This window comes from Streptomyces sp. NPDC104814, assembly GCF_055583185.1.
The window spans coordinates 1,872,822-1,898,273 of the sequence record NZ_JBVJOL010000001.1; the positions used below are offsets into that span (position 1 = coordinate 1,872,822).

General features: G+C 72.9%; 17 protein-coding genes. 15 read left to right on the forward strand and 2 right to left on the reverse strand.

What is annotated here, in order from left to right; genetic code table 11:
* The first annotated feature begins 227 nt into the window (after positions 1-227).
* From ACZ64A_RS07845 to ACZ64A_RS07875, 7 genes are all read left to right on the forward strand, one after another.
* Positions 228-479 (forward strand): acyl carrier protein, encoded by a 252-nt coding sequence (locus ACZ64A_RS07845; protein WP_469808882.1) that lies wholly within the window; start codon positions 228-230, stop codon positions 477-479.
* Positions 476-1,666 carry an acyl-CoA dehydrogenase family protein gene (locus ACZ64A_RS07850; RefSeq protein WP_469808883.1) on the forward strand — a complete coding sequence of 397 codons (1,191 nt, stop codon included), beginning with the start codon at positions 476-478 and terminating at the stop codon, positions 1,664-1,666. Before ACZ64A_RS07845 ends, ACZ64A_RS07850 begins: the two co-directional genes overlap by 4 nt.
* Entirely contained in the window at positions 1,659-2,840 is a 1,182-nt protein-coding gene (locus ACZ64A_RS07855) for an acyl-CoA dehydrogenase family protein (RefSeq protein ID WP_469808884.1), read from the forward strand. Before ACZ64A_RS07850 ends, ACZ64A_RS07855 begins: the two co-directional genes overlap by 8 nt.
* A 99-nt stretch (positions 2,841-2,939) precedes the next feature.
* A complete protein-coding gene (locus ACZ64A_RS07860) occupies positions 2,940-4,619 on the forward strand; it encodes a carbamoyltransferase C-terminal domain-containing protein (protein ID WP_469808885.1) in 1,680 nt (559 codons plus the stop codon).
* Positions 4,616-5,977 (forward strand): KamA family radical SAM protein, encoded by a 1,362-nt coding sequence (locus ACZ64A_RS07865; RefSeq protein ID WP_469808886.1) that lies wholly within the window; start codon positions 4,616-4,618, stop codon positions 5,975-5,977. Before ACZ64A_RS07860 ends, ACZ64A_RS07865 begins: the two co-directional genes overlap by 4 nt.
* Positions 5,978-5,985: 8 nt before the next feature.
* Positions 5,986-6,630 (forward strand): 4'-phosphopantetheinyl transferase family protein, encoded by a 645-nt coding sequence (locus ACZ64A_RS07870; RefSeq protein ID WP_469808887.1) that lies wholly within the window; start codon positions 5,986-5,988, stop codon positions 6,628-6,630.
* Entirely contained in the window at positions 6,627-8,180 is a 1,554-nt protein-coding gene (locus ACZ64A_RS07875) for an AMP-binding protein (RefSeq protein WP_469808888.1), read from the forward strand. Before ACZ64A_RS07870 ends, ACZ64A_RS07875 begins: the two co-directional genes overlap by 4 nt.
* A gap of 85 nt (positions 8,181-8,265) precedes the next feature.
* Here ACZ64A_RS07875 and ACZ64A_RS07880 read toward each other — a convergent pair whose 3' ends face one another.
* Positions 8,266-9,015, reverse strand: coding sequence for a thioesterase II family protein (locus ACZ64A_RS07880; protein ID WP_469808889.1), 750 nt, complete (start codon positions 9,013-9,015; stop codon positions 8,266-8,268).
* 190 nt (positions 9,016-9,205) lie between these two features.
* On the opposite strand from ACZ64A_RS07880, the gene ACZ64A_RS07885 reads away from it, so the two are divergent.
* The 6 genes from ACZ64A_RS07885 (at position 9,206) to ACZ64A_RS07910 (ending at position 21,395) form a co-directional block, all read left to right on the forward strand.
* Positions 9,206-11,944 carry a non-ribosomal peptide synthetase gene (locus ACZ64A_RS07885; RefSeq protein ID WP_469808890.1) on the forward strand — a complete coding sequence of 913 codons (2,739 nt, stop codon included), beginning with the start codon at positions 9,206-9,208 and terminating at the stop codon, positions 11,942-11,944.
* A 53-nt stretch (positions 11,945-11,997) separates the two neighbouring features.
* A complete protein-coding gene (locus ACZ64A_RS07890; RefSeq protein ID WP_469808892.1) occupies positions 11,998-12,204 on the forward strand; it encodes an MbtH family protein in 207 nt (68 codons plus the stop codon).
* Entirely contained in the window at positions 12,201-15,344 is a 3,144-nt protein-coding gene (locus ACZ64A_RS07895) for an amino acid adenylation domain-containing protein (protein ID WP_469808893.1), read from the forward strand. The genes ACZ64A_RS07890 and ACZ64A_RS07895 overlap by 4 nt, the downstream gene beginning before the upstream one ends.
* On the forward strand, positions 15,334-16,626 hold the full coding sequence (locus tag ACZ64A_RS07900; protein WP_469808895.1) for a condensation domain-containing protein: 1,293 nt from the start codon (positions 15,334-15,336) through the stop codon (positions 16,624-16,626). The genes ACZ64A_RS07895 and ACZ64A_RS07900 overlap by 11 nt, the downstream gene beginning before the upstream one ends.
* Positions 16,623-17,885 (forward strand): MDR family MFS transporter, encoded by a 1,263-nt coding sequence (locus tag ACZ64A_RS07905; protein WP_469808896.1) that lies wholly within the window; start codon positions 16,623-16,625, stop codon positions 17,883-17,885. The genes ACZ64A_RS07900 and ACZ64A_RS07905 overlap by 4 nt, the downstream gene beginning before the upstream one ends.
* Before the next feature lie 90 nt (positions 17,886-17,975).
* Complete coding sequence (locus tag ACZ64A_RS07910) at positions 17,976-21,395, forward strand: amino acid adenylation domain-containing protein (protein WP_469808897.1); 3,420 nt, start codon at positions 17,976-17,978, stop codon at positions 21,393-21,395.
* Positions 21,396-21,887: 492 nt separating this feature from the next.
* Here the strand turns inward: ACZ64A_RS07910 and ACZ64A_RS07915 are convergent, their stop codons facing one another.
* The gene (locus ACZ64A_RS07915) at positions 21,888-23,108 is read right to left on the reverse strand and encodes a S53 family peptidase (protein ID WP_469808898.1); all 1,221 of its coding nucleotides are present in this window, start codon (positions 23,106-23,108) and stop codon (positions 21,888-21,890) included.
* A gap of 419 nt (positions 23,109-23,527) precedes the next feature.
* On the opposite strand from ACZ64A_RS07915, the gene ACZ64A_RS07920 reads away from it, so the two are divergent.
* Entirely contained in the window at positions 23,528-24,586 is a 1,059-nt protein-coding gene (locus ACZ64A_RS07920; RefSeq protein ID WP_469808899.1) for a permease, read from the forward strand.
* Positions 24,583-25,383 carry a TIGR03943 family putative permease subunit gene (locus tag ACZ64A_RS07925; RefSeq protein WP_469808900.1) on the forward strand — a complete coding sequence of 267 codons (801 nt, stop codon included), beginning with the start codon at positions 24,583-24,585 and terminating at the stop codon, positions 25,381-25,383. The genes ACZ64A_RS07920 and ACZ64A_RS07925 overlap by 4 nt, the downstream gene beginning before the upstream one ends.
* The last annotated feature ends 69 nt before the right edge of the window (positions 25,384-25,452 follow it).

Below are 25,452 nucleotides of genomic sequence, written 5' to 3' on the forward strand. Positions count from 1 at the left end.
ACCCGGGCGTGCGGGACGCGCCTCACGAACCGGGTTCCGGCATCGGTGCGGCGCCAATGCCCCTCGCCACCAGGGCAGTTCACCTCTCCTGACCGACGAGGGTTCCGGGCCCTCGGACGCGTCAAGCGCCCAGTGATGCGTCCCGGGGCCGGCACGAACCCGCTCCCGTCGCCGGTCCCCACCCGCCGCGAGTCAGCCCCCGACGACCCACCAGAAAGGAGCCCGCTGTGGACAGCGCCTTCATCGACCTTCTGCGTCGGCAGCTCAGAGTCGAGACCACCACCGAGATCACCGCGGACACCAGTCTGAGCGACCTCGGCATGGACTCCATGCGCTCCATCGAATTGCTGTTCAGCATCGAGGAGGCCTACGACATCACCCTGCCGGACAGTGACCTGAACGAGACCACCTTCGCCACCCCCGGCAACCTGTGGAAAGCCGTCACGGCACAGCTCGCCGACGGGTCGGTGGCCCCGTGACCGCAACCGCCCCCGCCGGCCCCGCCGATGGCCGGCACCCAGGCCTCACCGAGGCGCTGGCCCGTGTGACCCGGGTGGCCGAGGAGCACCGGGCCGCCGCCGACCGCGACGCCGCCTTCCCCACCGACGCCCTCGACGCGATGCGGGCCGAAGGGCTCCTCGGCCTGGTCGTGCCCCGTGCCCAGGGAGGCATGGGCGGGAGTCTGCGCGAGGTCGTCGATGCGGGCCTTGCCCTCGGCCGGTGCGACATGTCGATCGGGCTGATCTTCACCATGCACTGCCAACAGGTCGCCGCAGTCGTGGAGTTCGCCGCCGAGCCGCTGCGCTCCCGCCTGCTGCCGGTGCTCGGCGAGGGCCGTCACTACCTGGCGTCCGTCAGCACCGAGAGCGGCAAGGGAGGCCACGTCTACAGTGCGCACGCCGCCCTGCGGGAAGAGGGCGCCGACCTCGTCGTCGACCGCTTCGCCCCGGTCGTCACCGGGGGAGAGCAGGCCGACGGCTTCCTCATCACCATGAAGAACGCGCAGGCCACGCACGATCGGGACGTCGCCCTGGTGTACGCGGCCCGCGAGCAGCTGCTGGCCGAACCGGCCGGGGACTGGCAGCCCATGGGGATGCGGGCCACGCGCAGCGCGCCGCTGAAGCTCACCGGCACCGTACCGGCGCACCAGGTACTCGCCCCCGACGTGCCCTTCCGTGCCATCGCCGACCGGGTCCTCGGCCCGTATGCGCATCTGGGCTGGTCGGCGGTCTGGCTCGGGGCCGCCGCCGGTGCCCTCTCCCGCGTCCTGCACCTCATCCGCAGCCCGCAGGGGCGCAAACGCTTCGACGTCGGCTCCGAACTGCTCCTCACCCGGCTCTCCCGGACCCGCCAGCGCCTCGACGCGGTCCACGCCCAGCTGCGGCACACCCTGCGGATGGTGGAGACCACCCCTGACCTCACCGCGCCGTCCGCCCAACTCCTGCTCAACGGGCTCAAGCTGAGCGCCTCCGAGCAGTGCTGCGCCGCCGTGGACGACCTGATCGACGCGGTCGGCCTGCAGCACGGCTACCTCAGGGACTCACCGACCCGGCTGGAGCAGACCCTGCGCGACCTGCGCTCGGCGGCCCTGAACTACCACAACGACCGGCTGCACCTGGCGGACGGCCGGCTCACCCTGCTCGACCGGGAGGTGTGCTTTGTCTGACCGGCCACCGCAGCGCACCGCCGGAGCCGAGAGCGACCGCCCGTCCGGCGAGGACGAGGAACTGCGGGCCGCCGTCGCCCACCTGCCGCCCCAAGCGACGGGGCGAGACCTCTGGGCCGCCCTGGGCACCGCAGGACTGATCGCCCGGCTGTATCCGGACGGGCACGCGGACCGGGGCGTCGTGCCCGAGCGGCTGGCCCGGGTCCTCGCCGTGACCGGGGAGCGGTTCGGGTTCGGCAGCACCATGTCCCTCTGCGTCCAGGCCGCCACCACCCTGCCCCTGCTCGCCACCGGCGCCCGCACGGCTCCCGGCCCCTGCACCGACGCGCTTCACGAGGCCCTCGCCGGACGGGCGGTGACCGCCCTTGCGGCGACCGACACCACCGCGGGATCGGACCTGGCCTCCCTGCGCACCGAAGCCCGGATCGGTGCGGACCACGCCGTGCTCGACGGAGCCAAACGCTGGATCAACAACGCCGTCCCGGCCGACCAGGTGCTGGTTCTCGCCCGGCACCGGCCCGGCCCCCACTTCACCCACTTCACCTGGTTCCTGGTCCCGGCCGGCACCCCCGGCGTGACGGTACGGCCCGCCGACACCGCCCTCTTCGACGGCTCCGGCACCGGCGACATCGACCTGGTGGACGTACGCCTCCCGCGATCCCACGTAATCGGGCGCGTCGGACGGGGGCTGCCCGCCTTCGTCCGGCACATCGGCCCCGAACGTCTCGCCGGCGCCCTGTGGAGCGTCGAACTGTGCCGCACCGCCCTCGACAGCACCCTGCGGTGGCTCACCGGCAGAGCCCACGGCACCGGCACACTGTGGGACCTCGACAGTGTCCGGCAGCTCTTCGCGGAGAGCCTCGTGCAGGTCCAGCAACTGCGGGCGCTGTGCGACAGGCTCCGCGACCGCGTCGTGCACGGCTACGACGCCGCCGCGGCGGCCTCGCTCAAGGCGGCGGCCGGCACCACCGTCAACCATGTCCTTCAGACCTGCGGCCAGCTCCAGGGCGCCCACGGATTCTCCCACGGCGGCATACAGGAACTGCGCGCCCAGGCCGCCATCTTCGCCATCAGCGGCGGAGCCACCGAAGTGGTCCGGTCCATCGTCGCCGACTCCGCGCAGAGCGAACTCGACCTGCTGCGCCTCACCACCGCGCCGACCGCCGCGTCATGACACGACAGACCGACCTCGACCTGCAGCGCCTCACCTCCGCGCCGTAACTCCGGAGCGGACCCCGTTTCCTTCCGCCCCCCACGACCTATGGAGCGACCCATGTGGATTCTCGGTGTGAACGCGCCCCCCACCGGCTGGCACGACACAGCCGCCTGTCTCATCGACGGAACCGGCCGGGTGATCGCCTTCTCGGAGGAGGAGCGCTGCAACCGGGTGCGCCACTCCCTCTACCGCAAGCCGCTCCACGCGGCCCGCCACTGCCTCGACCATGCGGGCATCACCGCCGCCGACCTCGACGTCGTCGCCATAGGCTGGGACACCGAGCAGCTCCACCCGGGGCGCTTCGCCGACGACGCCGAATTCCTGGACTTCGCCGTCGGCCTCGACTTCGGCGACCGGCTGCCCGAGGTGGTGCGCGTACCGCACCACGCCGCACACGCCGCCTCCGCGTTCTACGCCTCCCCCTTCCCCAAGGCCGGGGTCCTCGTGATCGACGGGCACGGCGAGAACGAGTCCACGAGCATCTGGACGTTCGAGGACGGCGCCGAGCCGCGACGGGAACGAGACTGGCCGCGTACCTCCTCGCTCGGCTACGCCTACGACGCGGCCTCCACCTGGCTCGGCTTCTCCTTCCTCAACGCGGGCAAGACCATGGGACTGGCCGCCTACGGGCGGGCCCGCGGCCTCGCGGTGGAATCCCTGGTCGACGTGGACGCCGACGACTTCCGCCTCGCCGTCCCCCCTCTCGCCGAGCGTCCCGGCCGCGCCACCGCCGACGAGGTCAGGGAACAGTACGACCGGACAGTCGCCGCCTGGCGCGAGCGCTACTCCACCATCGTGGGCGCCGAGGCCCCGGCCGCGCCCGAGGGCAGCCTGGCCGACGACCCCAACGCCGTCCGCGTCGCCTACACCGCCCAGCGCATCGTGGAGGAGACGGTCACCGCTCTGGCCGCCGTCACCCGGAAGATCTCCGGTACCGACGCCCTCTGCCTGGCCGGCGGGGTGGCCCTGAACTGCAGCACCAACGGCACCCTCCCGGGCCCCGTGTACGTGCCTCCCGTCCCGCACGACGCCGGCGTCGCCCTGGGTGCCGCCTGGACGGTGTGCCCGCCCAAGGACCGTACCCGCGCACCCCTGGACCCCTACCTCGGCACGGACATCGACGGCCCGTCCCGCTCCCGCTCCGCTTCCGCCGCGGACACCTCGGATTTGATCCGGGAGGACCTCGACATCGACCGGGTCACCGATCTGCTCCTGGCGGGCCGTGTGGGGGCCGTGGCGCAGGGCCGTGCCGAGGTGGGACCGCGTGCGCTGTGCCGCCGCTCGATCATCGCCGTGCCGGACACCGCCGAGGTCAACACCCGCGTCAACACCATCAAGGCCAGGGAGCAGTGGCGCCCGTTCGCCGGGGTGACCCGCCCGGACTACGGGGCCCGGCTGTGGGAGCGCCAGGAACACCTCAGCCGGTACATGCTCGGCGCCGCCCGGGCCACCGACCTGGGCCGGCGGGTCGCGCCGGGCGTGGTGCACGTCGACGGCACCACCCGGCCTCAGGTGCTGCACGCCGACGAGGCCCCCGCCGTCGGCGCGGTCCTGGACACCCTGGAGCGGCGCGGCGTGCCACCGGTCCTGCTGAACACCTCGTTCAACGGCAGAGGCGAACCGATCGTCAACACCAAGGGAGACGCCCTGGCCACGTTCCGCGCTCTCGACCTGGACTTCCTCGTCCTGGGCGACGCGCTGTTCCGCAAGAAGCACGAAGGGAACACCGCACGATGAAGCCCGTCGTCACCGCAGCGGGGGCCACGCGGGGCCCGGCCGGCCCGCCCGGTGAGCGTTTCCGGGCCTTCGGGCCGCGCCACATCGACGAGATCGCCGAACGGTACGGCTTGGCGCCCGAGACCCGCGAGACGGTGCGCCGCATCTCCCTCGTGCTGCCCTTCCGTGTCAACGGCTACGTGCTGGACCAGCTCATCGACTGGGACCGGGGCGCCGAGGATCCGCTGTTCCAGCTGACTTTCCCGCAGCCGGGGATGCTCACGGAGGAGGACGAGCGCGAGCTGGAGAAGCTGTCCGCCGACCCGGCCGACCGGCTGCTGCTGCGCGACGCCGTCTCGGCCATACGGCGCCGGCTCAACCCGCATCCCTCCGGCCAGCAGCAGCTCAACGTGCCCTCGCACAACGGCGCCGCCCTGCCCGGCCTCCAGCACAAGTACCGCGAGACGGTGCTGTACTTCCCCAGCCAGGGGCAGACCTGTCACGCCTACTGCACCTACTGCTTCCGCTGGGCGCAGTTCGTCGGCGACGCCGACCTGCGGTTCGCCGCCCCCGACCCGTCCGGCCTCCTCGCCTACCTGGCCGACCACCCCGACGTGCACGACGTGCTCGTCACCGGCGGCGACCCGATGGTGATGTCCACCGAACGGCTGAGCCGCCACCTGGAACCGCTGCTGGGCGTCGAGTCCGTCCGTACCGTACGGATCGGCACCAAGTCGGTGGCGTACTGGCCGCAGCGCTTCGTCACCGACCCGGACGCCGACGACGTCCTGCGGCTGTTCGAGCGTGTGGTGGCGTCGGGCCGGCAGCTCGCGGTCATGGCGCACTTCAGCCATCCGCGCGAGCTGTCCACCAGCCTCGCCCGGCAGGCGCTGCGCCGCATCCGCGACACGGGCGCCGTCATCTACTGCCAGGCCCCGCTCATCTCCCACGTCAACAACGACGCCGAGGTGTGGGCGCGGCTGTGGCGGACGGAACTGGCCGCCGGGGCCGTGCCGTACTACATGTTCGTGGAGCGCGACACCGGCCCACAGGAGTACTTCAAGGTGCCCCTCGCCAGGGCCACCGAGATCTTCCAGGACGCTTACCGCACACTGCCGGGGCTCGCCCGTACGGTCCGCGGACCGGTCATGTCCGCCACCCCCGGAAAAGTCGTCGTCGACGGGATCGACGAGACGGGCGGGGAACGCTGGTTCCAGCTGCGCATGCTGCAAGCCCGGGACCCGTCCCTGGTGGGGCGGCCGTTCCGGGCCCGGTACGACGCGGACGCCGCCTGGCTGCACGACCTGGAACTCCACCCGGACACCCCGGCCGGCCTGCGGGACGCGGTCCGCGGCCGGCCGCGGACCGGCGCCGAATGAGCGGGCTCGTGACGGTGCCGGTCGCCCCCGGAGTGTGGCTGGCCGCGGGTGACGGCGGGGATCTGCCCGTCAGCCCCCATCCCGACGACCGGCACGCGGCCCGCTCGATGCCCGCCTGGCGGGCCCGCGAGTTCCTCACCGGACGCGGTCTGCTCCGCCGCCTTCTGAACCAGGTCTGTCCCGAGGCCGCCGACGCTCCCACCGTCGCCGGCCCGCACGGCGCGCCCCGGCTCCACGGCCACCCCGGTCTCGGCGTCAGCATCGCGCACGACGCCGGTACCGCGGCCGCCGCCGTCGCGGTGGGCCGGGCGGTCGGCGTGGACGTGCAGCACCCGCCGCATCGGCCCTCGCCCACGCTGGCGCGGCGCCTGCTGCGGGAGCGAACGGCGCAACTCGACACCCTGCCCGCACCCGACGCCGCGCGCGAACTCGCCTGGGTGTGGACCGCGCAGGAGGCCTGCGCCAAGGCCACCGGACGGGGCCTGGCGGTCCGCCCCTGGACGATCGACGTGCCGCTCGGGGCCCGTTCCGGCACCTGGCGCGGGCTGGCCTGGCACAGCCTCCGCGAACGGTTCGGCACACCGCTCAGCTGCGCGTTCACCGCACTCCCCGACTCCGGCTCCAGCACACCGAACGAGGCGATCGACCGATGACGACCGAGGAGTGTCACGACACGCTGTACGACTGGTTCGCGCGCTCCGCCGCCGCGTACCCGGACCGCACCGCCCTCGAGGTGTCCGGCCGCCGGCTCACGTATGCCGAACTCGCCGTATACGCCGGGCGGATCGCCGACGGAGTCGTCCGCCGCGGGGGCGGCGACCGGCCTGGGCGCGTCGGGCTGCTCGCCGGGCGCACCGCGGAGGCGTACGCCGGATATCTCGCCGTCCAGCGGCTCGGCGCGGCGGTCGTGCCCCTGGGCGTCTCCTTCCCGGCGGCACGCAACGCGGCCGCCGCGGCGGCGGCCGGCGTCGACATGGTGCTCACCGACGGCGGGGGAGAGGTCGCCGGGCACACCGGCCTGCAGATCCGGCAGTGGGACCCGGGCGCTTCGGCGCGGCGTTCCCCCGTCAAGGCGTCCGGTGCGGTGCGCGAACCGGTGCGGCCCGGTCCCGACGACCTGGCGTACATCCTGTTCACGTCCGGGTCCACCGGGGTGCCCAAGGGCGTGCCGATCCGGCACCGCAACGTGTGCGCGTACCTGCGGCACGCGGTGGGCCGGTACGGGGTGCGGCCCGGCGACCGGCTCTCGCAGACCTTCGACCTCACCTTCGACCCGTCGGTGTTCGACATGTTCGCGGCCTGGGGGTCGGGAGCGACCCTGGTGGTGCCGACCCGCGACGAGGTGCTCACCCCCGTCCGGTTCGTCACCGAACACGCCCTCACCCACTGGAACTCGGTCCCGTCCGTGATCACACTGGCAGGCCGGCTGCGTGCTCTGAGCCCCGGCAGCATGCCCACGCTGCGGCGCAGCATGTTCTGCGGCGAGCCGCTGACGCTGCGGCAGGCGCTGGCATGGCAGCGTGCGGCACCCGGCGCCACGGTGGACAACGGGTACGGCCCGACCGAGCTGACCGTCACCTGCGTCACCCACCGTCTGCCCGCCGACCCGTCCGACTGGCCGGAGCCCGCCAACGGCACCGTGCCCATCGGCCTCCCGCATCCGGGAGCCGAGATCCTGCTGCACGAGGGCGAGCTGTGCGTACGGGGCCCGCAGCGGTTCGGCGGCTACCTGGACCCGGCCGACAACACCGGACGGTTCCTGGCGCCCGACGGGTCGCCGTACGACCCGGCGACGGCGCTCACCGACGCGCACTGGTACCGCACCGGCGACCGGGTGGAGCGAGGGGACGACGGCGTGCTCGTTCACCTGGGGCGGCTGGACCAGCAGGTCCAGGTGCACGGCTACCGGGTGGAACTGGGCGAGGTGGAAGCGGCGCTGCGAAGCCATCCGGGGGTGGCCGACGCCGTCGTCCTCGCCCCCGCCTCGGACTCCGGCGTGCGGCTGGCGGCCGCCTTCAGCCCGACGGGCGAGGCGGCCGTGGACCCGGCCGGGCTGCGCGCGGCCCTGCGGGACCGGCTGCCGGCGTACATGGTGCCCGAGACGCTGATCGCCCTGCCGGTCCTGCCGCTGAACGCGAACGGCAAGATCGACCGTCCGGCCGTCGCGGCGGCCCTGGGAATTTCCGGACCGGAGGGACGTTAGCCGCACAACTGCCGGACCGGGCCGGAAAACCAGGACCGTACCTTTTCGGTTCTGTGCTGGTTTTCCGGGGTCCCGTATTTCCGGGTCAATTCATGCCGGGCGGGGTGACGAGGTCCCGGATCAGAGTGATGAGAGCGGAAGCCGACGGCTGCACGAAGAAATGGCCGCCGGGAAATTCGTGATGCCTAAAATTACCGGTCGTGTGCTCCTTCCACCCGGTCACCTCCGCGCCCCGCACCGTGTCCTGATGTCCGGTGAGCACGGTGATCGGGCAGTCCAGGGCGGGGCCGGGAAGCAGGCGGTAGTGCTCGACGGCGGTCAGGTCGGCGCGCACCGCAGGCAGGACGAGGGCGGCCAGCTCGGGATGGGCGAGCACCTCGGCGACCGCGGGGTTCTGGCCCTCCAGCCAGGCGCGCAGCTGTTCGTCCGGCAGGGTGCTCAGGTGCGGCTCGCGGGGGATCTGCGGAGCCGCGCAGGCGGCGGCGAAAAGATGGTCGGGACCGCGTTCCCCCAGCTCACGAAGGTGTCTGGCGGTCTCGAAGGCGACCAGGGCCCCCATGCTGTGGCCGAAGAACGCACAGGGCGCGCCGGCATCGTCTTGTGCGGCGACGGCGTCCGCGAGTCCCTTGGCGAGCTGCACCAGGTCGGAGGGCGCACGCTCCCGGGACCGGTTCTCGCGGCCCGGGTACTGCACCGCCCGGACGTCCAGGGCGTCACCGCCGAGGTCCAGCCAGCTCGCGTAGGCGGAGGCCGCGCCGCCGGCGTGCGGGAACAGGAAGAGGCGGACGCCGGAACGCGACCGCGGTATCGCGGTGAGCCAGGGGTGATCGGACACGTGAATCATCTCCGAATAGCGAGGGGAGAAACGACGGGTGGGGGTCGGCCGCCGGTTCGGGCGACGGAAGAGAAATTACATGACCTTGCTTGACGGGTTCACGAAATCCGGCCTAGTGTCTCAGGCGTTTGAAATCTCAATTCCGCTGGGCGGAAAAGTGGTGGGTGTGTCGAGGAAGAGCGGGGAGAAAGTGGAACGGAACGTGCGGGAAGCGGAGAAGTACTGGCGCCACCGGCTCGCCGGCTTCCGCGAACCGACCGTGCTCGGCATCGAACGCCCCGCCTCCGCGCCGGGCCCGCGCGCCGTGCACGAGCTGGCTCTGACCCCGGCCGAGGAGAAGGCGCTGCAGACCCGCGCGCACCGACTCGGCGTCGACCCCAGCCTGCTCGTCCTCGCCGCGTGGACCCTGTTGCTCGTCCGCTACGGCGGCGGCAGCGACCTCGTGTACGGGGCGGCCGTCCCCGCGTCGGCCGCCTGGCCCGTGTCCGACCCGCGACCGGCAGCCGAGCCGCAGGACGGGGCGGACCCGCAGCCGTATCCGTGGTCCGCCACCGCCCCGGCGACCGCCGCCACCGCCCCGGTGACGGCCACCCCCGCCCCACTGCCCCTGCGCGTGGAGACCGATCCCGGCCAGAGCGTGCGCGAACTCCTCGCCGCTCTCCAAGCGGCCCTCCACGAGCCGCGCCACACGGTGCTCACGGCCGACGAGATTGCCGCACTGAGCGACCTCGAGCCGGACGCGCCGCTTTACGACAAGGCCATCAGGATCGCCCGCCGCCCCGCAGAGCCCGCCGACCCCACCCTCGCCGTGGAGGTCACCGCGACCCTGGGCGAGCGGCCGGGCCTGCGCCTCGACCACGACACCACCCGTACGGACCGCGCCGACGCCGCGCGGATGCTGCGGCACCTGCGCCAGGCCCTCGCCGCTCTCGGCGCCGCCGACGGCGCGACGCGCCTCGGTGAACTGGACGTGCTCTCCCCGGACGAGGCACGGAAGATCCTGCACGAGTGGAACGACACCCGAACCGCTGCGCAGGAGCCCGCCTGCATCCACGAGCTGGTCGAGCGCCAGGCCGCCCGCACCCCCGACGCCGTCGCCGTCGTCCAGGGCGAGGAACGGCTCACCTACGCGGAACTCGACCGGGAGGCCGATCTGCTGGCCGCCAGGCTCGCGGCCCGGGGCATCGGCCCCGGTGACTTCGTGGCCGTGCACCTGGAGCGCACCGTCCGCAGCGTGGTCGCGTTGCTCGGCGTGCTCAAGTCCGGTGCCGCGTACGCCCCCGTCGAGTGCTCGCTGCCCGCCGCGCGCGTGCGGCACCTGCTGGAGTCGCTTTGCTGCCCGGCGGTGGTCTGCGCGGGAAGCCGCGTGGGCTTCCTCCGGGAACTCTCCGCCGAGCTCCCCCACTTGCGGCACATCCTCTGGATCGACCCACCCGAGGACACCCCGGCGCAGGCACCCACCGCACCGGACACCGCGCCGGTCCACCAGGCAGGACCGGCCGGCCCGGCGATCGTGGACGCCGCCCTCGCCCCGGTCCCCGGCGACGCTCCCCGGCCACGCGGGGCAGGACCGGACGACCTCGCCTACGTCATCTTCACCTCGGGCTCCACCGGTACGCCCAAGGGCGTCCTGCTGCGGCACGCGCCCGTGGTCAACCTGATCCGGTGGGTCAACGGCACATTCGCCGTGGGCCCCCGCGACCGGGTGCTGTTCCTGACCGCCTTCGGTTTCGACCTGTCGGTGTACGACGTGTTCGGGCTGCTCGCAGCGGGCGGCAGCGTCCGGGTCGCCTCGGACGAGGAGATCCGTGACCCACGGCGCCTGCTGGCCGTCCTCGACAGTGAGCCCGTCACCTTCTGGGACTCCGCACCCGCCGCCCTCCAGCAGCTCGAACCGCTGCTCGAGCTGCGGGACCCTGCTCCCACGGCGGCGCTGCGCCTGGTCTTCCTCAGCGGCGACTGGATCCCGGTGAGTCTCCCGGACACCGTGCGCGCCGCCTTCCCCGGTGCCGAAGTGGTGTCCCTGGGCGGGGCCACCGAGGCGGCCATCTGGTCGAACTTCCACCGGATCACCGAGGTGGACCCCGAGTGGCCCAGCATCCCCTACGGCCGCCCCATCCAGAACGCGCGCTACTACGTCCTCGACGGCGAGCTGCGCCCGGCACCGGTCGGTGTCCCCGGCGACCTGTACATCGGCGGCGACTGCCTGGCCTCCGGCTACCACGGCGAACCCGCGCTGACGGCACGGAAGTTCCTGCCCGACCCGTACGCGGACACACCGGGCGCCCGTATGTACCACACAGGGGACCGGGCACGGCTGTGGGCCCACGGCACGATGGAGTTCCTCGGCCGGACCGACAGTCAGGTCAAGGTCCGCGGCTTCCGGATCGAACTCGGCGAGGTCGAGGCCGCACTGCGCGTCCTCGACGGCGTCGGCAGCGCCGTGGCCCACGTCCACGGCTCCGGCGAGTCCGCCCGGCTGACGGCGTACGCCGTGCCCACCCCCGGAGCACGGCTCGACCCAGCCGCCCTGCGGGACCGGCTGGCGCAGACCCTGCCCGCCTACATGGTCCCCGGCGACATCGTCGTCCTCGACACGCTGCCCGCCACCGTGAACGGCAAGCTCGACCGGCGCGCCCTGCCTGATCCCGGACGGGCCGCCACCACCGGTGCCGCGCCCGGCGAGGCGCCCGCCACACGGCTCGAGGCGGCGGTCGCGGCCGTATGGGAGCAGATCCTGGACCGGCCGGTGGACGCCGGCAGCGACTTCTTCGCGCTCGGCGGACAGTCGCTGCTCGCCGTCCGTGCCATCGCGCGCCTGAAGGTGGTCCTGGGCGCCGACATCCCGATCCGGACCCTCATGGACCACCCCCGTCTGCGGGACTTCGCGCGGGAGGCCGCGCCGTTCCTCGGCGGCCGCGAGCCGTGACCGACGCCGGCCTTCGCCCGGTCCCGGTGACCTCTGCGCAACAGGAAGGTGTCATGTACGAATCACAGGACCCCACCCGCCGCTTCGATGTCGTCGTCAACGACGAAGGCGGGCACTCGCTGTGGCCGGCCGACCGGACCCGGCCGGCCGGCTGGCGGCCCCTCGGCTTCGGCGGGTCGCACCAGGAGTGCCTCGATCACATCGCCGAGGTGTGGACCGACATCCGCCCGCTCACCACCCGGCGGGAGACCACCGCATGACCGCCCCCCACCCCGGCACCGACGCCAGGGGGAGTGCCACCGGCACCCTGCACGGGACTTTCGAACACCGCGCCGCCCGCGCCGGTCACCGTGTCGCCCTCACCGACGGGCCGCGCACCCTCACCTACGCACAGCTCAACCGCGCGGCGAACCGGCTCGCGCACGCGCTGCTGCGCCGGGGCGCGGGACCGGGCGCCTTCGTCGGGGTGTGTGCGGACCGCTCCGCCGACCTGGTGGTGGCGATCCTCGCGGTCCTGAAGTCCGGTGCCGCCTACGTACCGCTGGACCCGTCCTACCCCGCCGAGCGCCTCCGCTTCACCCTGGACGACACCGGGTGCGGCGTCGTCGTGGGGCAGGAGCGGCACCGCGGCGCCTTCCCCGGCACGGACTACCTGTCCGCGCAGGACGCGGCGGGGGAGAGCGACACCGACCCAGGGTGCGGCGCGAGCGCGCATGACCCCGCGTACGTCATCCACACCTCCGGGTCCACCGGCACCCCCAAGGGCGTCGTCGTCACCCATGCCAACGTCGTCCGCCTCTTCGACGGGTGCCGGGACGAACTCGGCATCGCCGCTGCCGACTCGGACGACGTGTGGACGCTCTTCCACTCCTGCGCCTTCGACTTCTCCGTATGGGAACTGTGGGGCGCACTGCTGCACGGCGGGCGCCTCGTCGTCGTGCCCTACGCCACCAGCCGCTCCCCGGAGTCCTTCCTGCGGCTGTTGCGCGCCGAACGCGTCACCGTCCTCAGCCATACCCCCACGGCCTTTCGGCAGCTGCTCCGCGCCGCCGAGGCGGCCGACTTCCCGGACACCGCACTGCGCCTGACCGTCTTCGGCGGCGAAGCCCTCGACCCGGCCGGACTGCGGCCCTGGATCGAGCGGTACGGCACCGACCGCCCGCGCCTGGTCAACATGTACGGCATCACCGAGACGACCGTGCACGTCACCTGGAAGACCCTCACCCCCGACGACTGCCTCACCGCACGCAGCCCCATCGGACGCCCGCTGCCCGGGGTCCGCGTCCACCTCCTCGACCCCGCCGGCAACCCCGTGGCACCCGGTGACACGGGCGAGATCCACGTGGGCGGCACCGGTGTCGCCCTGGGCTATCTCGGCCGGCCGGCGCTGACCGCCGAGCGTTTCGTGCCCGACCCGTTCGGCGACCCGGGTGAACGGCTCTACCGCAGCGGCGATCTGGCGGTGCTCACGGCGGACGGCGAGCTGGAGTTCCGGGGACGCGCCGACGACCAGGTGCAGCTGCGCGGCTTCCGCGTGGAACTGGGCGAGGTCGAGGCGGCGCTCGGCGCCCTGGAGGGCGTGCGGGAGGCGGCGGTGACGCTGCGCACCGACGCGTTCGGCGAGCCGGTGCTCGCCGGTTACGCGGTGCTCGCACCGACGGCCACGGCAACGGCGGACGACCTGCGCCGGGCCCTTGCCGAGCGGCTGCCCGCACACATGGTGCCCTCGGCCCTCGTCCTCCTCGACTCCTTCCCGCTGACCCCGAACGGCAAGCTGGACCGCAAGGCCCTGCCCGCCCCACCGCAGGCGCCCGCGGACGTACCGCGGCCCGGCTCGGGTGAATCCGTGGAGCAGCTCCTGGTCCGCATATGGAGCAGGGCCCTCGGCCGCGAACGGCTCGGCACCGACGAGAACTTCTTCGCACTGGGCGGGGACTCCCTCGTCGCGCTGCACGTCGTCGGCCTGGCCCGCGAGGCCGGGATCGACCTCAGGGTCGAGCACCTGTTCCAGCACCCGACCGTCGCCGCCCTCGCCCCGCACGCGATCACCGCTCCCGCCGAGGCCACCGAGCCAACCGCCGGCGGCGCGGCACCGGACGGCGCCGACCCGCTGCCTCCGGACGTCACCACGGCCTGCCCGCTGACCTCCCTCCAGCTCGGCATGATCTTCGAGTCCCAGCTCGCCGGGGACCCGACCCTCTACCACGACCTGGTGAGCGTGCGCCTCCAAGGCCCGCTCGTCCCCGACGCCCTGCACCGCGCCCTCGAAACACTGGCCTCACGGCACGACATCCTGCGCACCACGTTCGACCTCGGCAGCTACGCGGAGCCCCTGCAACTGGTGCACGACCACGTCACCGTGCCCCTGCACCACGGGGAGGAACTGCCCCCGGCGGCCACCGCGGCGGAGGCGGTCAGGACCTGGTGGCGGGGGCAGTGGCAGCAGGCGTTCACGCTGGAGGGCGCACCCCTGTGGCGCTGCCACGTCCACGACCATCACGACGGCACCTTCCAGCTGTCGCTCTCGGCCCACCACAGCATCCTCGACGGCTGGAGCTTCGCCCTCCTCGTCACCGAGCTGATCACCGCCTACGCCCGCGAACTGGACCCGGCCCCCGCACCAGCGGCCGCGCCCACCTTGCCGTATCACGCCTACGTCGCTCTCGAACGCGCCGACAGCCGGTCCGAAGCCGCCCGGGACCACTGGACCCGCGTCGTGCGCGACGCCCGTGCGACCCGGCTGCCCCCGCCCGACGCCGCCGACACCACCCCGGCCCTGGACCCCGACGAGCGGATGGGGCTCCCCGCTGACCTCGTCGACGCCGTACGCGCGGTGGGCGACCGCCTGGGCGTGCCCGTCAAGTCCGTGTACCTCGCAGCCCACCTGCGAGCACTGCGCGCGGCCACCGGCGACCCGCGGCCCGTCACAGGGGTCGTCACGGGTGGCCGTCCGGAGACCGCCGGAGGCGAACAGGCTCTGGGACTCTTCCTCAACAGCGTGCCGCTGCGCGCCGCACCACCCGGAGGCACCTGGGCGGACCTGATCCGGACCGTGTTCGCCGAGGAACGGGAGAGCGCCCCGTTCCGCCGCTTCCCGCTCGCGGACATCCAGGCCCTCGCGGGTGGCGCCCCGTTCTCCGTGCTCTTCAACTACACCGACTTCCGGCCCTTCGACACGCTCGCGGAGCTGCACGCCGTGCACGTCGTCGACTGGTGGTTCTGCGACCGCACCAGCTTCCCCGTCGTCGTCGAGGTGGGCCGGCAGCCGATGGACAAGAACTGGGAACTGACCGTCCGGGTCGACCGCACCCGCACCACCCCCGCTTTCGGTACCGCCCTCGCGGAGCACCTTCTCGACGCCCTGCGACGCATGTGTGAGGACCCCTTCGATGACTGCTGACCCCGCCCCGCCCTCCGCGCCCGGCGCTTCGGCGCCACCGGTGTCCCTGGCGCAGCGCGAACGGCTCACCCTGTGGGCATCAGGGCGGCCGAGCCAGGACCAGCCCACCTTCGCCTGGTCCTTCCCCGGCGCCGTCGACATACGGCGGGCCAGGGCCGCCTGGCACGCGGTCGTCGCCCGCTACGACACCCTGCGCAGCGTCTTCGAGGGCACGGGGGAGGGCACGTTCACCTGCCACCGCGACGACGCCGCCACCGTCACCGCACAGACCTTCGCCGTCACCTCGCCGGAGGACTTCTTCGGCGTGCTGTGTGCGCCCCTCGGCCTGATCGGCGGAGCGCTCGCCCGGCTGGTCGTCAGCCAGGGGGCGGACGAGACCCTGATCGGCCTGAGCATCGACCACCTCGTCATCGACGGCCACAGCTACCACCGTGTCGTAGCGGACTTCTTCGGCCTGCTGCGCGGTGAGGAACCCGCCGGACCGCCCCCCGCCCCCGCGGACGCCTTCTTCCACGAGGAACTGAAGGCGGCCGACTCCGCCGCCGCGGGCAAAGTCCTGGACTACTGGCGGCGCACCACCGGCGGCGCCGCCTACCCGCCGCTGCACCCGCACCTCGCCCGCCCGGCCGGCGCCGCGGTGGCACCCGAGACCGCCCACACCACGGTCGACTTCGACCCCGGCGCCCCGTACTCCCGCACCCCGCTGGGCCGTTCCGCCCGGGTCCTCGCCGCCGTCTCCACCGCCCTGCTGCGCGTGCTGGAACCAGCGGACCGCACGGCGCCCCTGCGCTTCCTGCTCCAGAGTTCCCGCCGATCCAGCCCCGAGAAGCTGAACATGGCCGGGTTCCTCTCCAACTGGCAGGTTGCCTCCTTCACGGTCGGCGACACCACCGACGACACCGTCCACGAGGTCACCCAGGCCGTCTTCCGGTCCCTGCGCGGCCACCCCCTGCATCACGCCGAGGTCGTCCGCCGTCTCGAACCCCAGTGGTACGGGGCGCGCTACCTGCCGAGCGAACCCCTGCCGCCCTACGCCCTGTTCAACTACCTGACGCAGCAAGAGCCGCCGCGGATCGGCGGCCGGCCGGGCAGGGCCCTGGAGATACCGCCGATGGGCGCCTACCGGCTGCACGGTGCCCTGCGCGTCTACGGCACCGAACGAGCCGACGGCAGGGGCGCCGCGGTGCGGCTGGTCGCGGACGCGAGCGTGTTCGGCGCGGGCCTCGCCGCGTCCGTGGCCGAGGCCATCGGGGCGGACTGCGGCCCCGGGAGCAGCACATGACCGGGCTGCGCAACCGGGCGGCGCGTGCCACGCAAGGGCTGCCGCGCGCCTTCTGGTTCCTGTGGGGCGCCACCCTGGTCAGCCAGCTCGGCTCCTTCGTCATCCTCTTCATGTCGATGTACCTGACGAAGGAACGCGGGTTCTCCGCCTCCTTCGCCGGTCTGGTCGTCGGCCTCGCCTTCGGCGGCGGCGGCATGTTCGGCACGCTCGCCGGCGGATTCGTCGCCGACTTCCTCGGCCGCAGGCGCACCCTGCTCAGCGGCAACCTCGCCACCGTGGTCCTCATGACCGGGCTGGGCTTCGCCCGGGACCGGGCGAGCATCCTGCTGCTCGCCGTCGGCGTGGGCATGGCCAGCAACATGATCCGGCCGGCGGTGAACGCGCTGATGATCGACCTCGTGGCCGAGGAACACCGGCCACGCGCCTTCTCCTTGCAGTTCTGGGCCGTGAACCTCGGCTTCTCGGTCGCCGGCGCACTGGCCGGGTTCGTCATCGACGTCGACTACACGCTGCTGTTCCTGCTCGACGCGGGGACGACATTGCTCGCGGCCGTGGTCGTCTTCCTGGCGGTGCCCGAACCCGCGCGCGAAACGGCCGGGCCGCCATCGGCCACGGCAGCCACGGGCCGCTCCGAGCGCGGCGGCGGTGTGGATGTCGTCCTGCGCGACCGCCCGTTCCTGGCGCTGGTGGGCCTGGCGGTGCTGTTCAGCGTGGTGTTCATGCAGCACATGTCGACACTGCCGCTCGCCGTGCAGGACGCCGGCCTGCCCCCTGCCGCATACGGCTGGCTCATCACCCTCAACGGCGTCGTCATCGTCCTCGGACAGCTCTTCGTGCCCCGCCTGGTGGACAAGCGGCGGCCCGAACGGGTCCTCGCCCTGGCCGCCGCGCTCATGGGCGGCGGGTTCGCCGTGATCGCGGTCGGGCAATCCGCGGCCTTCTTCGTCGTCTCGACGCTCGTGTGGACCACCGGTGAGATGCTCAACGCCGCCACCGGGCCCGCCCTTGCGGCCTCGCTCTCGCCCGACCACATGCGCGGCCGCTATCAGGCGTTCTTCACGGTGTCGTACAACGTGGCCGGCCTCATCGGCCCGTCCTTGGGCGGCTACGTCCTGCAGCACGCCGACCGCGGCCTGTGGCTGGGATGCCTGGGGCTCGGCGCACTGACCGCGCTGGGACACCTGGCGGCCGGCGCGGCCCGCAACCGAGGCGCCGCCCGACGCGACCAGGCCCCGCAGCCGTCCGTCACGGCGCCCTGAACGGCAGCGCGCCAACCGATCCGCGGAGCGTACGGACGCCCGCACACCAAGCCGTGGCCACCTGCACGCCGCGGCGCACGGAGGCAGATCGTGACCAACCCCTTCGAGGCCCCGGAGACCGCCTACCTGGTGCTCGCCGATGACCGGGGCCGGCTCTCCCTCTGGCCGGCCGGCACCGCGACTCCCGCCGGATGGACGGCTGTGCACGGCCCGGACGGCCGTCAGGGCTGCCTGGACCACGTCACCGAACGCGCGGACGACATCTGGCCGGCCGCCCCCGCCGCGCCCCACGACCCCTCGCCTGCCGAACTGTTCGAGACGTGGGTCGGACGCACCCCGGACGCGCTCGCCCTGATCTGCGGCACCACCCGGCTGACGTACGCGGAGCTGAACACACGCGCCGAGGCGCTGGCCCGCGTCCTCGCGGACCGGGGTATCGGAGCCGAGGACCGGGTGGCGCTGTTGTTGCCCCGTGCGGCGGACCTGCTCGTGGCCCTCCTCGCGGTCCTGAAGACCGGCGCGGCCTACGTGCCCGCCGACCCGGACCACCCGGCTCAGCGGCTCGCCCACGTCCTGTCCGACGCCGCGCCGAAGGCCCTGCTGACGGCGGCCGACCCGGACGCCCGGCGCCTCGCGGCCACGGTCGCCCCCGGCCTTCCGCTCATCCCGGTGCGGGACGGCCGGCCGTCGCCCGAGGCGCCCTTCCCATCGCCGCCCGAGGCACCTTTCCTGCTGTCGCCCGGGGAGCCGCAGGTCGCGCCGTCGTCCGCGGAGCCTTCCCGTGCGTCAGCGGCCGAGCAACCGGATCGGCCCGCCTATGTCCTGTACACCTCCGGGTCGACCGGCCGCCCCAAGGGTGTGGTCGTCCCCCGGTCCGCACTGGCCAACTTCCTCGCCGCCATGCGCGAGCTCTTTCCCCTGGCCCCCGGCGACCGCCTGGTCGCCGTCACCACGGTCGCCTTCGACATCGCCGCCCTGGAGCTGTACCTGCCGCTGGCCTGCGGCGCCACCGTGGTCCTTGCCGCACCCGAGGAGGTACGAGACCCCTGGGCCCTGGCCGGGCTGCTCACCCGGACCGGTGCCACCACTCTCCAGGCCACCCCCTCCCTGTGGCAGGCCCTGGTGGCCGAGGTGCCCGACGCCGTCCGCGGACTGGACATGCTCGTCGGTGGCGAAGCCCTTCCCGCAGCCCTCGCCGAGCGCATGCGTGCCCTCGGCCGCCGCGTGACGAACCTCTACGGCCCCACGGAGACGACGATCTGGTCCACGGCCCACACCGTCGACGGCACCACAGCCCCGGGCTCCATCGGGCGCCCCATCAGAAACACCCAGGTGTACGTCCTCGACGACGCACTCCGACCCGTGCCCGCCGGGACGGCCGGCGAACTCTACCTCGCCGGCGCCGGGCTCGCGCAGGGCTACCTAGGCCGGGCCGCCCTGACGGCCGAGCGCTTCGTGGCCGACCCCTTCGGACCCCCCGGAACCCGCATGTACCGCACCGGGGACCTGGTGCGCGCAGAGCCGGACGGCACCCTCACCTACCTCACACGCGTCGACTTCCAGGTCAAGGTCCGCGGCTTCCGCGTCGAACTCGCCGAGATCGAGAACGTCCTGGAGCAGCACGACAGCGTCGCCCGGGCAGCGGTCACCGTGAGCGAGGACCACCCCGGTGACACGCGCCTCGTCGGCCACGTCGTCCCCGTGCCGGGCCGCAGCGTCGACCCCTTGGCCCTGCGCGCGTTCGTGGCCCGCGCCCTGCCCGACTACATGGTCCCCTCCACCGTGACCGCCTACGATGACTTCCCGCTCACCCCCAACGGCAAGCTCGACCGCAAGGCGCTCGCCGGGTCACCCACCACCGCCGAACCCCTCCCCGGCGCGCAGGACGCGCTCCCGCACGACGAGAGTCTCCTCGGCGCGGTGGCCCGCGCCTGGCAACACGCCACCGGCAGCCCCGTACACCCCGGACGCACCTTCGCCGAACTCGGCGGCACCTCCCTGGGAGCCGCCCGTGCCGTGGCCCGGCTCCGCGAGCAGACCGGCCGCTCGGTCAGCGTCGAGGACGTCCTGCGCGCCGCGTCCGCCGGCGACCTGGCCGCGACCCTCGCCACCGCCCCGCCGCACCCCGACCCGGACGCCGACCGTGAGACGGGCCGGACCCGTGCCCCCCTCAGCGCCGGTCAACGGGCGATCCTCGCCCACGAGCAGCTCGCCGGGGACCCCCTGCTCTACACCGAGACCCACTGCCTGCAACTGACCGGGGACCTCGACGTCCAGCGCCTGGCCGACGCAGTGCGCAGCGCCGCGAGGCGGCACCCCGCGGTGGGCGCCGCCGTGGAGACCCGAGACGGAGAGCCCCACCTCGTCCTGGGACGCCACAGCATCGCCCTCACCGTGCGGAACCTGCCGGCACAACTGCCACCGGGCGCGGCCCTCACCCTGGCCCGGCAGGAAGCCGCCCGGCCCGTACAGGCCGACACCGGGCCCCTGCTGCGCGCGGTGCTGTTCAACGCGCCCGGCGCCGCACCGTCCGCCCTGCTCCTGGCCTGGCATCACCTGATCATGGACGGATGGGGCCTACGGCTCTTCCTCGACGACCTCTGCCGGTTCCACAACACGCCCGGCGCACCATCCGATCCCGGGCCCGTCACCCTCTGCGACATCAACACCTGGGCGCAAGGGGACGAGACCGACCGGAAACGGGAGCCAGACCTCGCCCGCGCGGTGGAGGACCTGACCCCGCTACTCGACACGGCGCTGGACAACCACACCGACAGCTTCGCCCAAGGGGACGTGCACACAGTCGAGTTCGAACTGACGGACGATCTCGCGCAGGCGGCGTCCACCGCCGCCGCACAGGCCGGGCACACCCCGTTCGTCCTCCTGTGCACCGCCTACCGCCGCGCCCTGGCCGCCGTGCTCGGACCCGACCGGACTTCGCTCGCCGTCGCCGTCGCGGGCCGCGACACACCCGAGTCGGAAAGCGTCGTGGGCTGCCTGCTGAACACCGTCCTGCTCGGTCCGCTCCGATCGACAACGACGACCGACCGGGCACTGCTGGACCAGGTACGCGACGAGTTCGACCGAGCCGTCAGGGGCCACGGTCACATTCCCTTCCCCCGGCTCCTCACCGCACTGCGCGCACGGCTGCCGCTGCCGCCGCACTTCCCCCCGCTGTATCTGAGCGTCGACGACGCCCCCACGGTCCACCTCGACGGCCTGGTGAGCCGCAGGGTTCCGGTGACCCCCGACCGAGCGAAGTACCCCGTCACCCTGTCCCTGCTGCACGGCGAAGGCCGGCTGTCGGGACGTCTTGAATGCCGCGCCGGCCTGCTCACTCCAAGCGACGCCGACCGCCTCCTCACCGGCTTCCGCTCAGCACTGTCCGACCTGGTGACCGCCAGCTCACCGCCCGACGGAGGGCGCCCGCACACCCCGCCTTGCCACGCCGCCGGTACCACGCCACGACCGACGGACAAGGCGGAACACGGGCGCCCCGTCACCGCTTAGAGACCGCCGGCCGGAGGGTGGCTACTCGTCGCGGCTCTCCGGGGTGAAGGCGTCGCGGCGAGCGAGGGCCACCGACACAGGCAGGTCCAGCCGCTCGGCCGCCCATCGCCTGACGCGCACCTCAGCTCGGGTCCGGGGCCGGAAGGACGGGAGCTCCGAGCAGCCGCAGCCGGGGCGGTGATCGTAGGTCAGCCCCTCCGCGAGCACGGCCGCGACGACGGACCACGCCTTCGTGTCGCGTCGCCGCCACCCCTCGCCCTGACCGTCGTCAACGCCAGAGCGGAACCCCGCCCCGTCGTGCCCGGGCGACGTCCCGTCCTGGTGGAGCTTCCTCCCGGCATGACCACTGGGATGCGCCGTCGGCCCGGGCCGACGCTGTGGCCGGCTCCGGGCCCGGTCGCGGGGGACCAGGAGCGCCGCGAGAAGGCGGCGGCGGAGCGCTGGTCCCCCGCATGCTGCGAACTGACTACCCGCTCAGTGCAATGGCGCCGTTCAGCCGGTGAAGGCGGCGGTGCCGTTGGGGACGCCGAGACCGGACGGGCCGTCGTAGCCGGTGGTGCCGGTGCACAGGTAGGAGCCGCCGCAGGTGCCGTTGGAGCCGCTGGTGACGTCGTACAGCGCCGCGGTGTGCGCGTAGGGGAAGGATGCCGGCGTGGAGCCGGAGGACGGGGCGCCGGCCAGCGCGTAGGTGGCCGCGATCAGGGGAGCCGAGGCGCTGGTGCCGCCGAAGACCATCCAGCCGGTGGCCGAGCGGTAGCTGTCGTAGACCGCGACGCCTGTGTTCGGGTCGGCGACCGCTGACACGTCCGCCACCGTGCGGCGGGCGCAGCCGGTGTCCTTCTGCCAACTGGGCTTGGCGTCGTACGCGGAGCAGCCGGAGCCGGCCCCGCTCCAGACGCTGTCGGTCCAGCCGCGCGCGTTGGAGGCGGTGGTCAGGGACGTACCGCCCACCGCTGTCACGTACTTGCTCGCGGCCGGGTACTCCACGCCGTAGCCGTTGTCGCCGGAGGAGACGGTGATGGCGACGCCCGGGTGGTTGAAGTACGAGGAGTCGTACGTCGCGTCGCTCGAGGACTCCGAGCCGCCGTAGCTGTTGGAGACGAACTTCGCACCCAGCCGCACCGCGGTGTTCACGGCCGTGCCCAGGTTGGTCATGCTGGCCGAACTGGCCTCGACCAGCATGATCTTGCAGTTCGGGCAGGCCGCGCTGACCATGTCGAGGTCGAGGGAGATCTCCTCGGCCCAGCCGGAGTCACCACGCGGGTAACTGGTGCTGCCGTTCTGGTCCACCTTCTTGAAACAGCCGTTGGCGGTGGTGCAGGCGGGCAGGCCGTACTGGGAGCGGTAGACGGCGAGGTCGGACTCGGCGTTCGGGTCGTCGTAGGCGTCGACGATGGCCACCGTCTGGCCCGAACCTGCGCTCGCCGACGGCAGGTTGTACGCCGCCTGCAACGAGGCGGGGCCGTACCCCGAGGGAGCGGCTGCCGCCGTCAGTGCGCTCTCGGCGTGTGCCGATTGCGGGGTGCCCGCGGTGACCTGCAGGGCGTTGCAGGCCATCTCGCCCTTCTTCGTCGGGGCGGCGCAGGCGTGGGCGACGGTGACGCCGTGGGACGGTGAGGCGGTGTTCTGGGCTGCCTGGCCGACGGGGGCGGCCAGGGCAAGAGCGGTCGTGGCCAGCGCGGCCACGGCAGTGAGGGAAACGGTTCTGCGCAACGTACGTCCTCCGCATGGTGGGTGAACCGGGAAGGGCTGTGGGGGGTGCGCGATGCGACCTCGACGCGGGGTGTGCGCCGGGGCCGCGCAGACCGTATGGATGTCGGGGCCACGACAACAAGACAGTCATTGAAACCGGAACGTTCCTTTGCCTTTCCTGAAGTGTTCATGTGCCGTTGCTGGGGGAGTCGTGGCCGAAATTCGGCCCGACCGTGACTTGACGGAACCGCGGACGGTGCTGCAACCAGGGTTCAGTGGTGTGCCGGTGCGGCCTCGGCGAGCACTCGGTGCCCACGGTTCGAGCGCGCGCTGAACGCCTGGGCCACGGCCGCCGTAGTCAGGAGGAGCCATTCCCGCAAACACTGCCCGCCGGAGGTGCCGTACCCGTGGCCGCCACGAGACCAGCCACCACCACCGGGATGGACGATCAGCACGCGATGCCACGGGCTCCAGATGACCGGGGTCGGCCGGCGGAGACCGCAAACGGGCGTGCCGGTGCGGAACGGGTGGAACGCGCGGCCGGTGACGGTCGGCACCTGAACTCCTCCGTCGCGCTGGTCACGGTCCTGCTCCTGATCGTGATGGTGCAGGGCCCGATGCGCAGGGCCCTGGCCGCTCCGGTGATGCAGAGCTGGATGACGGTGTTCGTGGCGGTGGTCCTCCAGGCCCTGCCCTTCCTGGTGTTGGGGGTCCTGCTGTCCGCGGCGCTCGCCGTCTTCGTCCCTCCCTCGTTCTTCGCCCGGGCACTGCCCGGCCGCCCGGGGCTGGCCGTGCCGGTCGCGGGCTTGGCGGGCGCGGTGCTGCCGGGCTGCGAGTGTGCGTCGGTCCCGGTGGCGGGTGCGCTGGTGCGTCGTGGGGTGACGCCCGGCGCGGCCATCGCGTTCCTCTTGTCCGCCCCGGCGATCAACCCGGTTGTGCTGACGGCGACGGCGGTGGCTTTCCCGCGCCATCCGGACATGGTGCTGGGGCGTTTCGCGGCCAGCCTGCTCGTCGCGTGCGCCATGGGCTGGCTGTGGCAGCGGCTCGGCCGCACGGAGTGGCTGCGTCCGCCGGCCCGTGCGAGCCACGAAGGGCAGAGCAAGGGGGAGGCGTTCTGGGACTCGGTCCGGCACGATGTGATGCACGCGGGCGGCTTCCTGGTCCTGGGGGCGATGGCGGCCGCGACGCTCAAGGCGGCGGCCCCGGACGGCTGGCTGCGCACAGCGGCGGGCAACCCTCTTGCTGCCGTGACCGCGTTGGCGGTTCTGGCCGTGCTGCTGTCGATCTGCTCGGAAGCGGACGCGTTCGTGGCGGCGTCCCTCACGCAGTTCTCGCTGACGGCGAAGCTCGTGTTCCTGGTGGTCGGCCCGATGATCGACCTGAAGCTGTTCGCCATGCAGGCGGGTACCTTCGGCCGCGGTTTCGCGTTCCGCTTCGCCCCGGCCACATTCCTGCTGGCGGTCGTGGTGGCGGTGCTGACAGGGGCGGTGCTCTGGTGAACCGGCAGGCCCAGGCGGTGGTCATGTTCCTGGTCGGCGCGGTAACCCTGCATGCCGGGATCACGGACCTGTATCTGCGATACGTGAAGGCAGGGTTTCGGCCGCTGCTGCTGGCGGCGGGGGCCGTGCTCATGGCGGGCGCCCTGGCAGTGGTGTGGTACGACGTCAAGAGCCGGCGGAGACGCATCCAGCAGCACGGACTCGAAGACGCGCAGTCCCACCGGACTCATGAGCAAGGCTCAGACGTCGGTGATGAACATGACCACCGTATGGACGACCATCACGGACACCGAGAACCACGCGTCTCGTGGCTCCTCCTGATCCCTCTCCTGGCCCTGATCCTGGTGGCGCCGCCGGCACTCGGCTCCTTCAGCGCGATGCGTGCCGGTACGGCGCTGCAGCAGCCGTACGGCTACTCGAAACTTCCGGACTCGGATCCCGTGCCGATCAGCCTGGTCGACTACGCGGGCCGCGCGGTGTACGACCACGGCCGGTCACTGGGCAGACGAACCGTGCAGATCACGGGATTCGTCGCCCTGGACGCCGAGGGCACACCGTTCCTGGTCCGCATGTCCCTGAACTGCTGCGCCGCGGACGCACAGCCCGTGAAGCTCGCCCTGACGGGCAACGTCCCGCCGGTCCTGCAACCGGACACCTGGCTGCGGGTGAGGGGCACGTACACCCCGAAGCAGACCAGGGACCCGGTCAACAACCGCCCGATCCCGTATGTGCGGGTCACGGAGGCGGTGCCGGTACCGACACCGCGCGATCCGTACGACGAGAGCTGGAACCAGTAAAAGGCCGAACACGCGCGGCCGTTCTGGACGTTCCCCCTTCCCTCAGAGAGCGCATTCCGCGGCGGTCCG

Coding starts and splice junctions, on each gene's coding strand:
- ACZ64A_RS07860 (WP_469808885.1), top strand. CDS start 2,940: ATGTGGATTCTCGGTGTGAACGCGCCCCCCACCGGCTGGCACGACACA.
- ACZ64A_RS07865 (WP_469808886.1), top strand. CDS start 4,616: ATGAAGCCCGTCGTCACCGCAGCGGGGGCCACGCGGGGCCCGGCCGGC.
- ACZ64A_RS07875 (WP_469808888.1), top strand. CDS start 6,627: ATGACGACCGAGGAGTGTCACGACACGCTGTACGACTGGTTCGCGCGC.
- ACZ64A_RS07890 (WP_469808892.1), top strand. CDS start 11,998: ATGTACGAATCACAGGACCCCACCCGCCGCTTCGATGTCGTCGTCAAC.
- ACZ64A_RS07895 (WP_469808893.1), top strand. CDS start 12,201: ATGACCGCCCCCCACCCCGGCACCGACGCCAGGGGGAGTGCCACCGGC.
- ACZ64A_RS07900 (WP_469808895.1), top strand. CDS start 15,334: ATGACTGCTGACCCCGCCCCGCCCTCCGCGCCCGGCGCTTCGGCGCCA.
- ACZ64A_RS07905 (WP_469808896.1), top strand. CDS start 16,623: ATGACCGGGCTGCGCAACCGGGCGGCGCGTGCCACGCAAGGGCTGCCG.
- ACZ64A_RS07920 (WP_469808899.1), top strand. CDS start 23,528: ATGGACGATCAGCACGCGATGCCACGGGCTCCAGATGACCGGGGTCGG.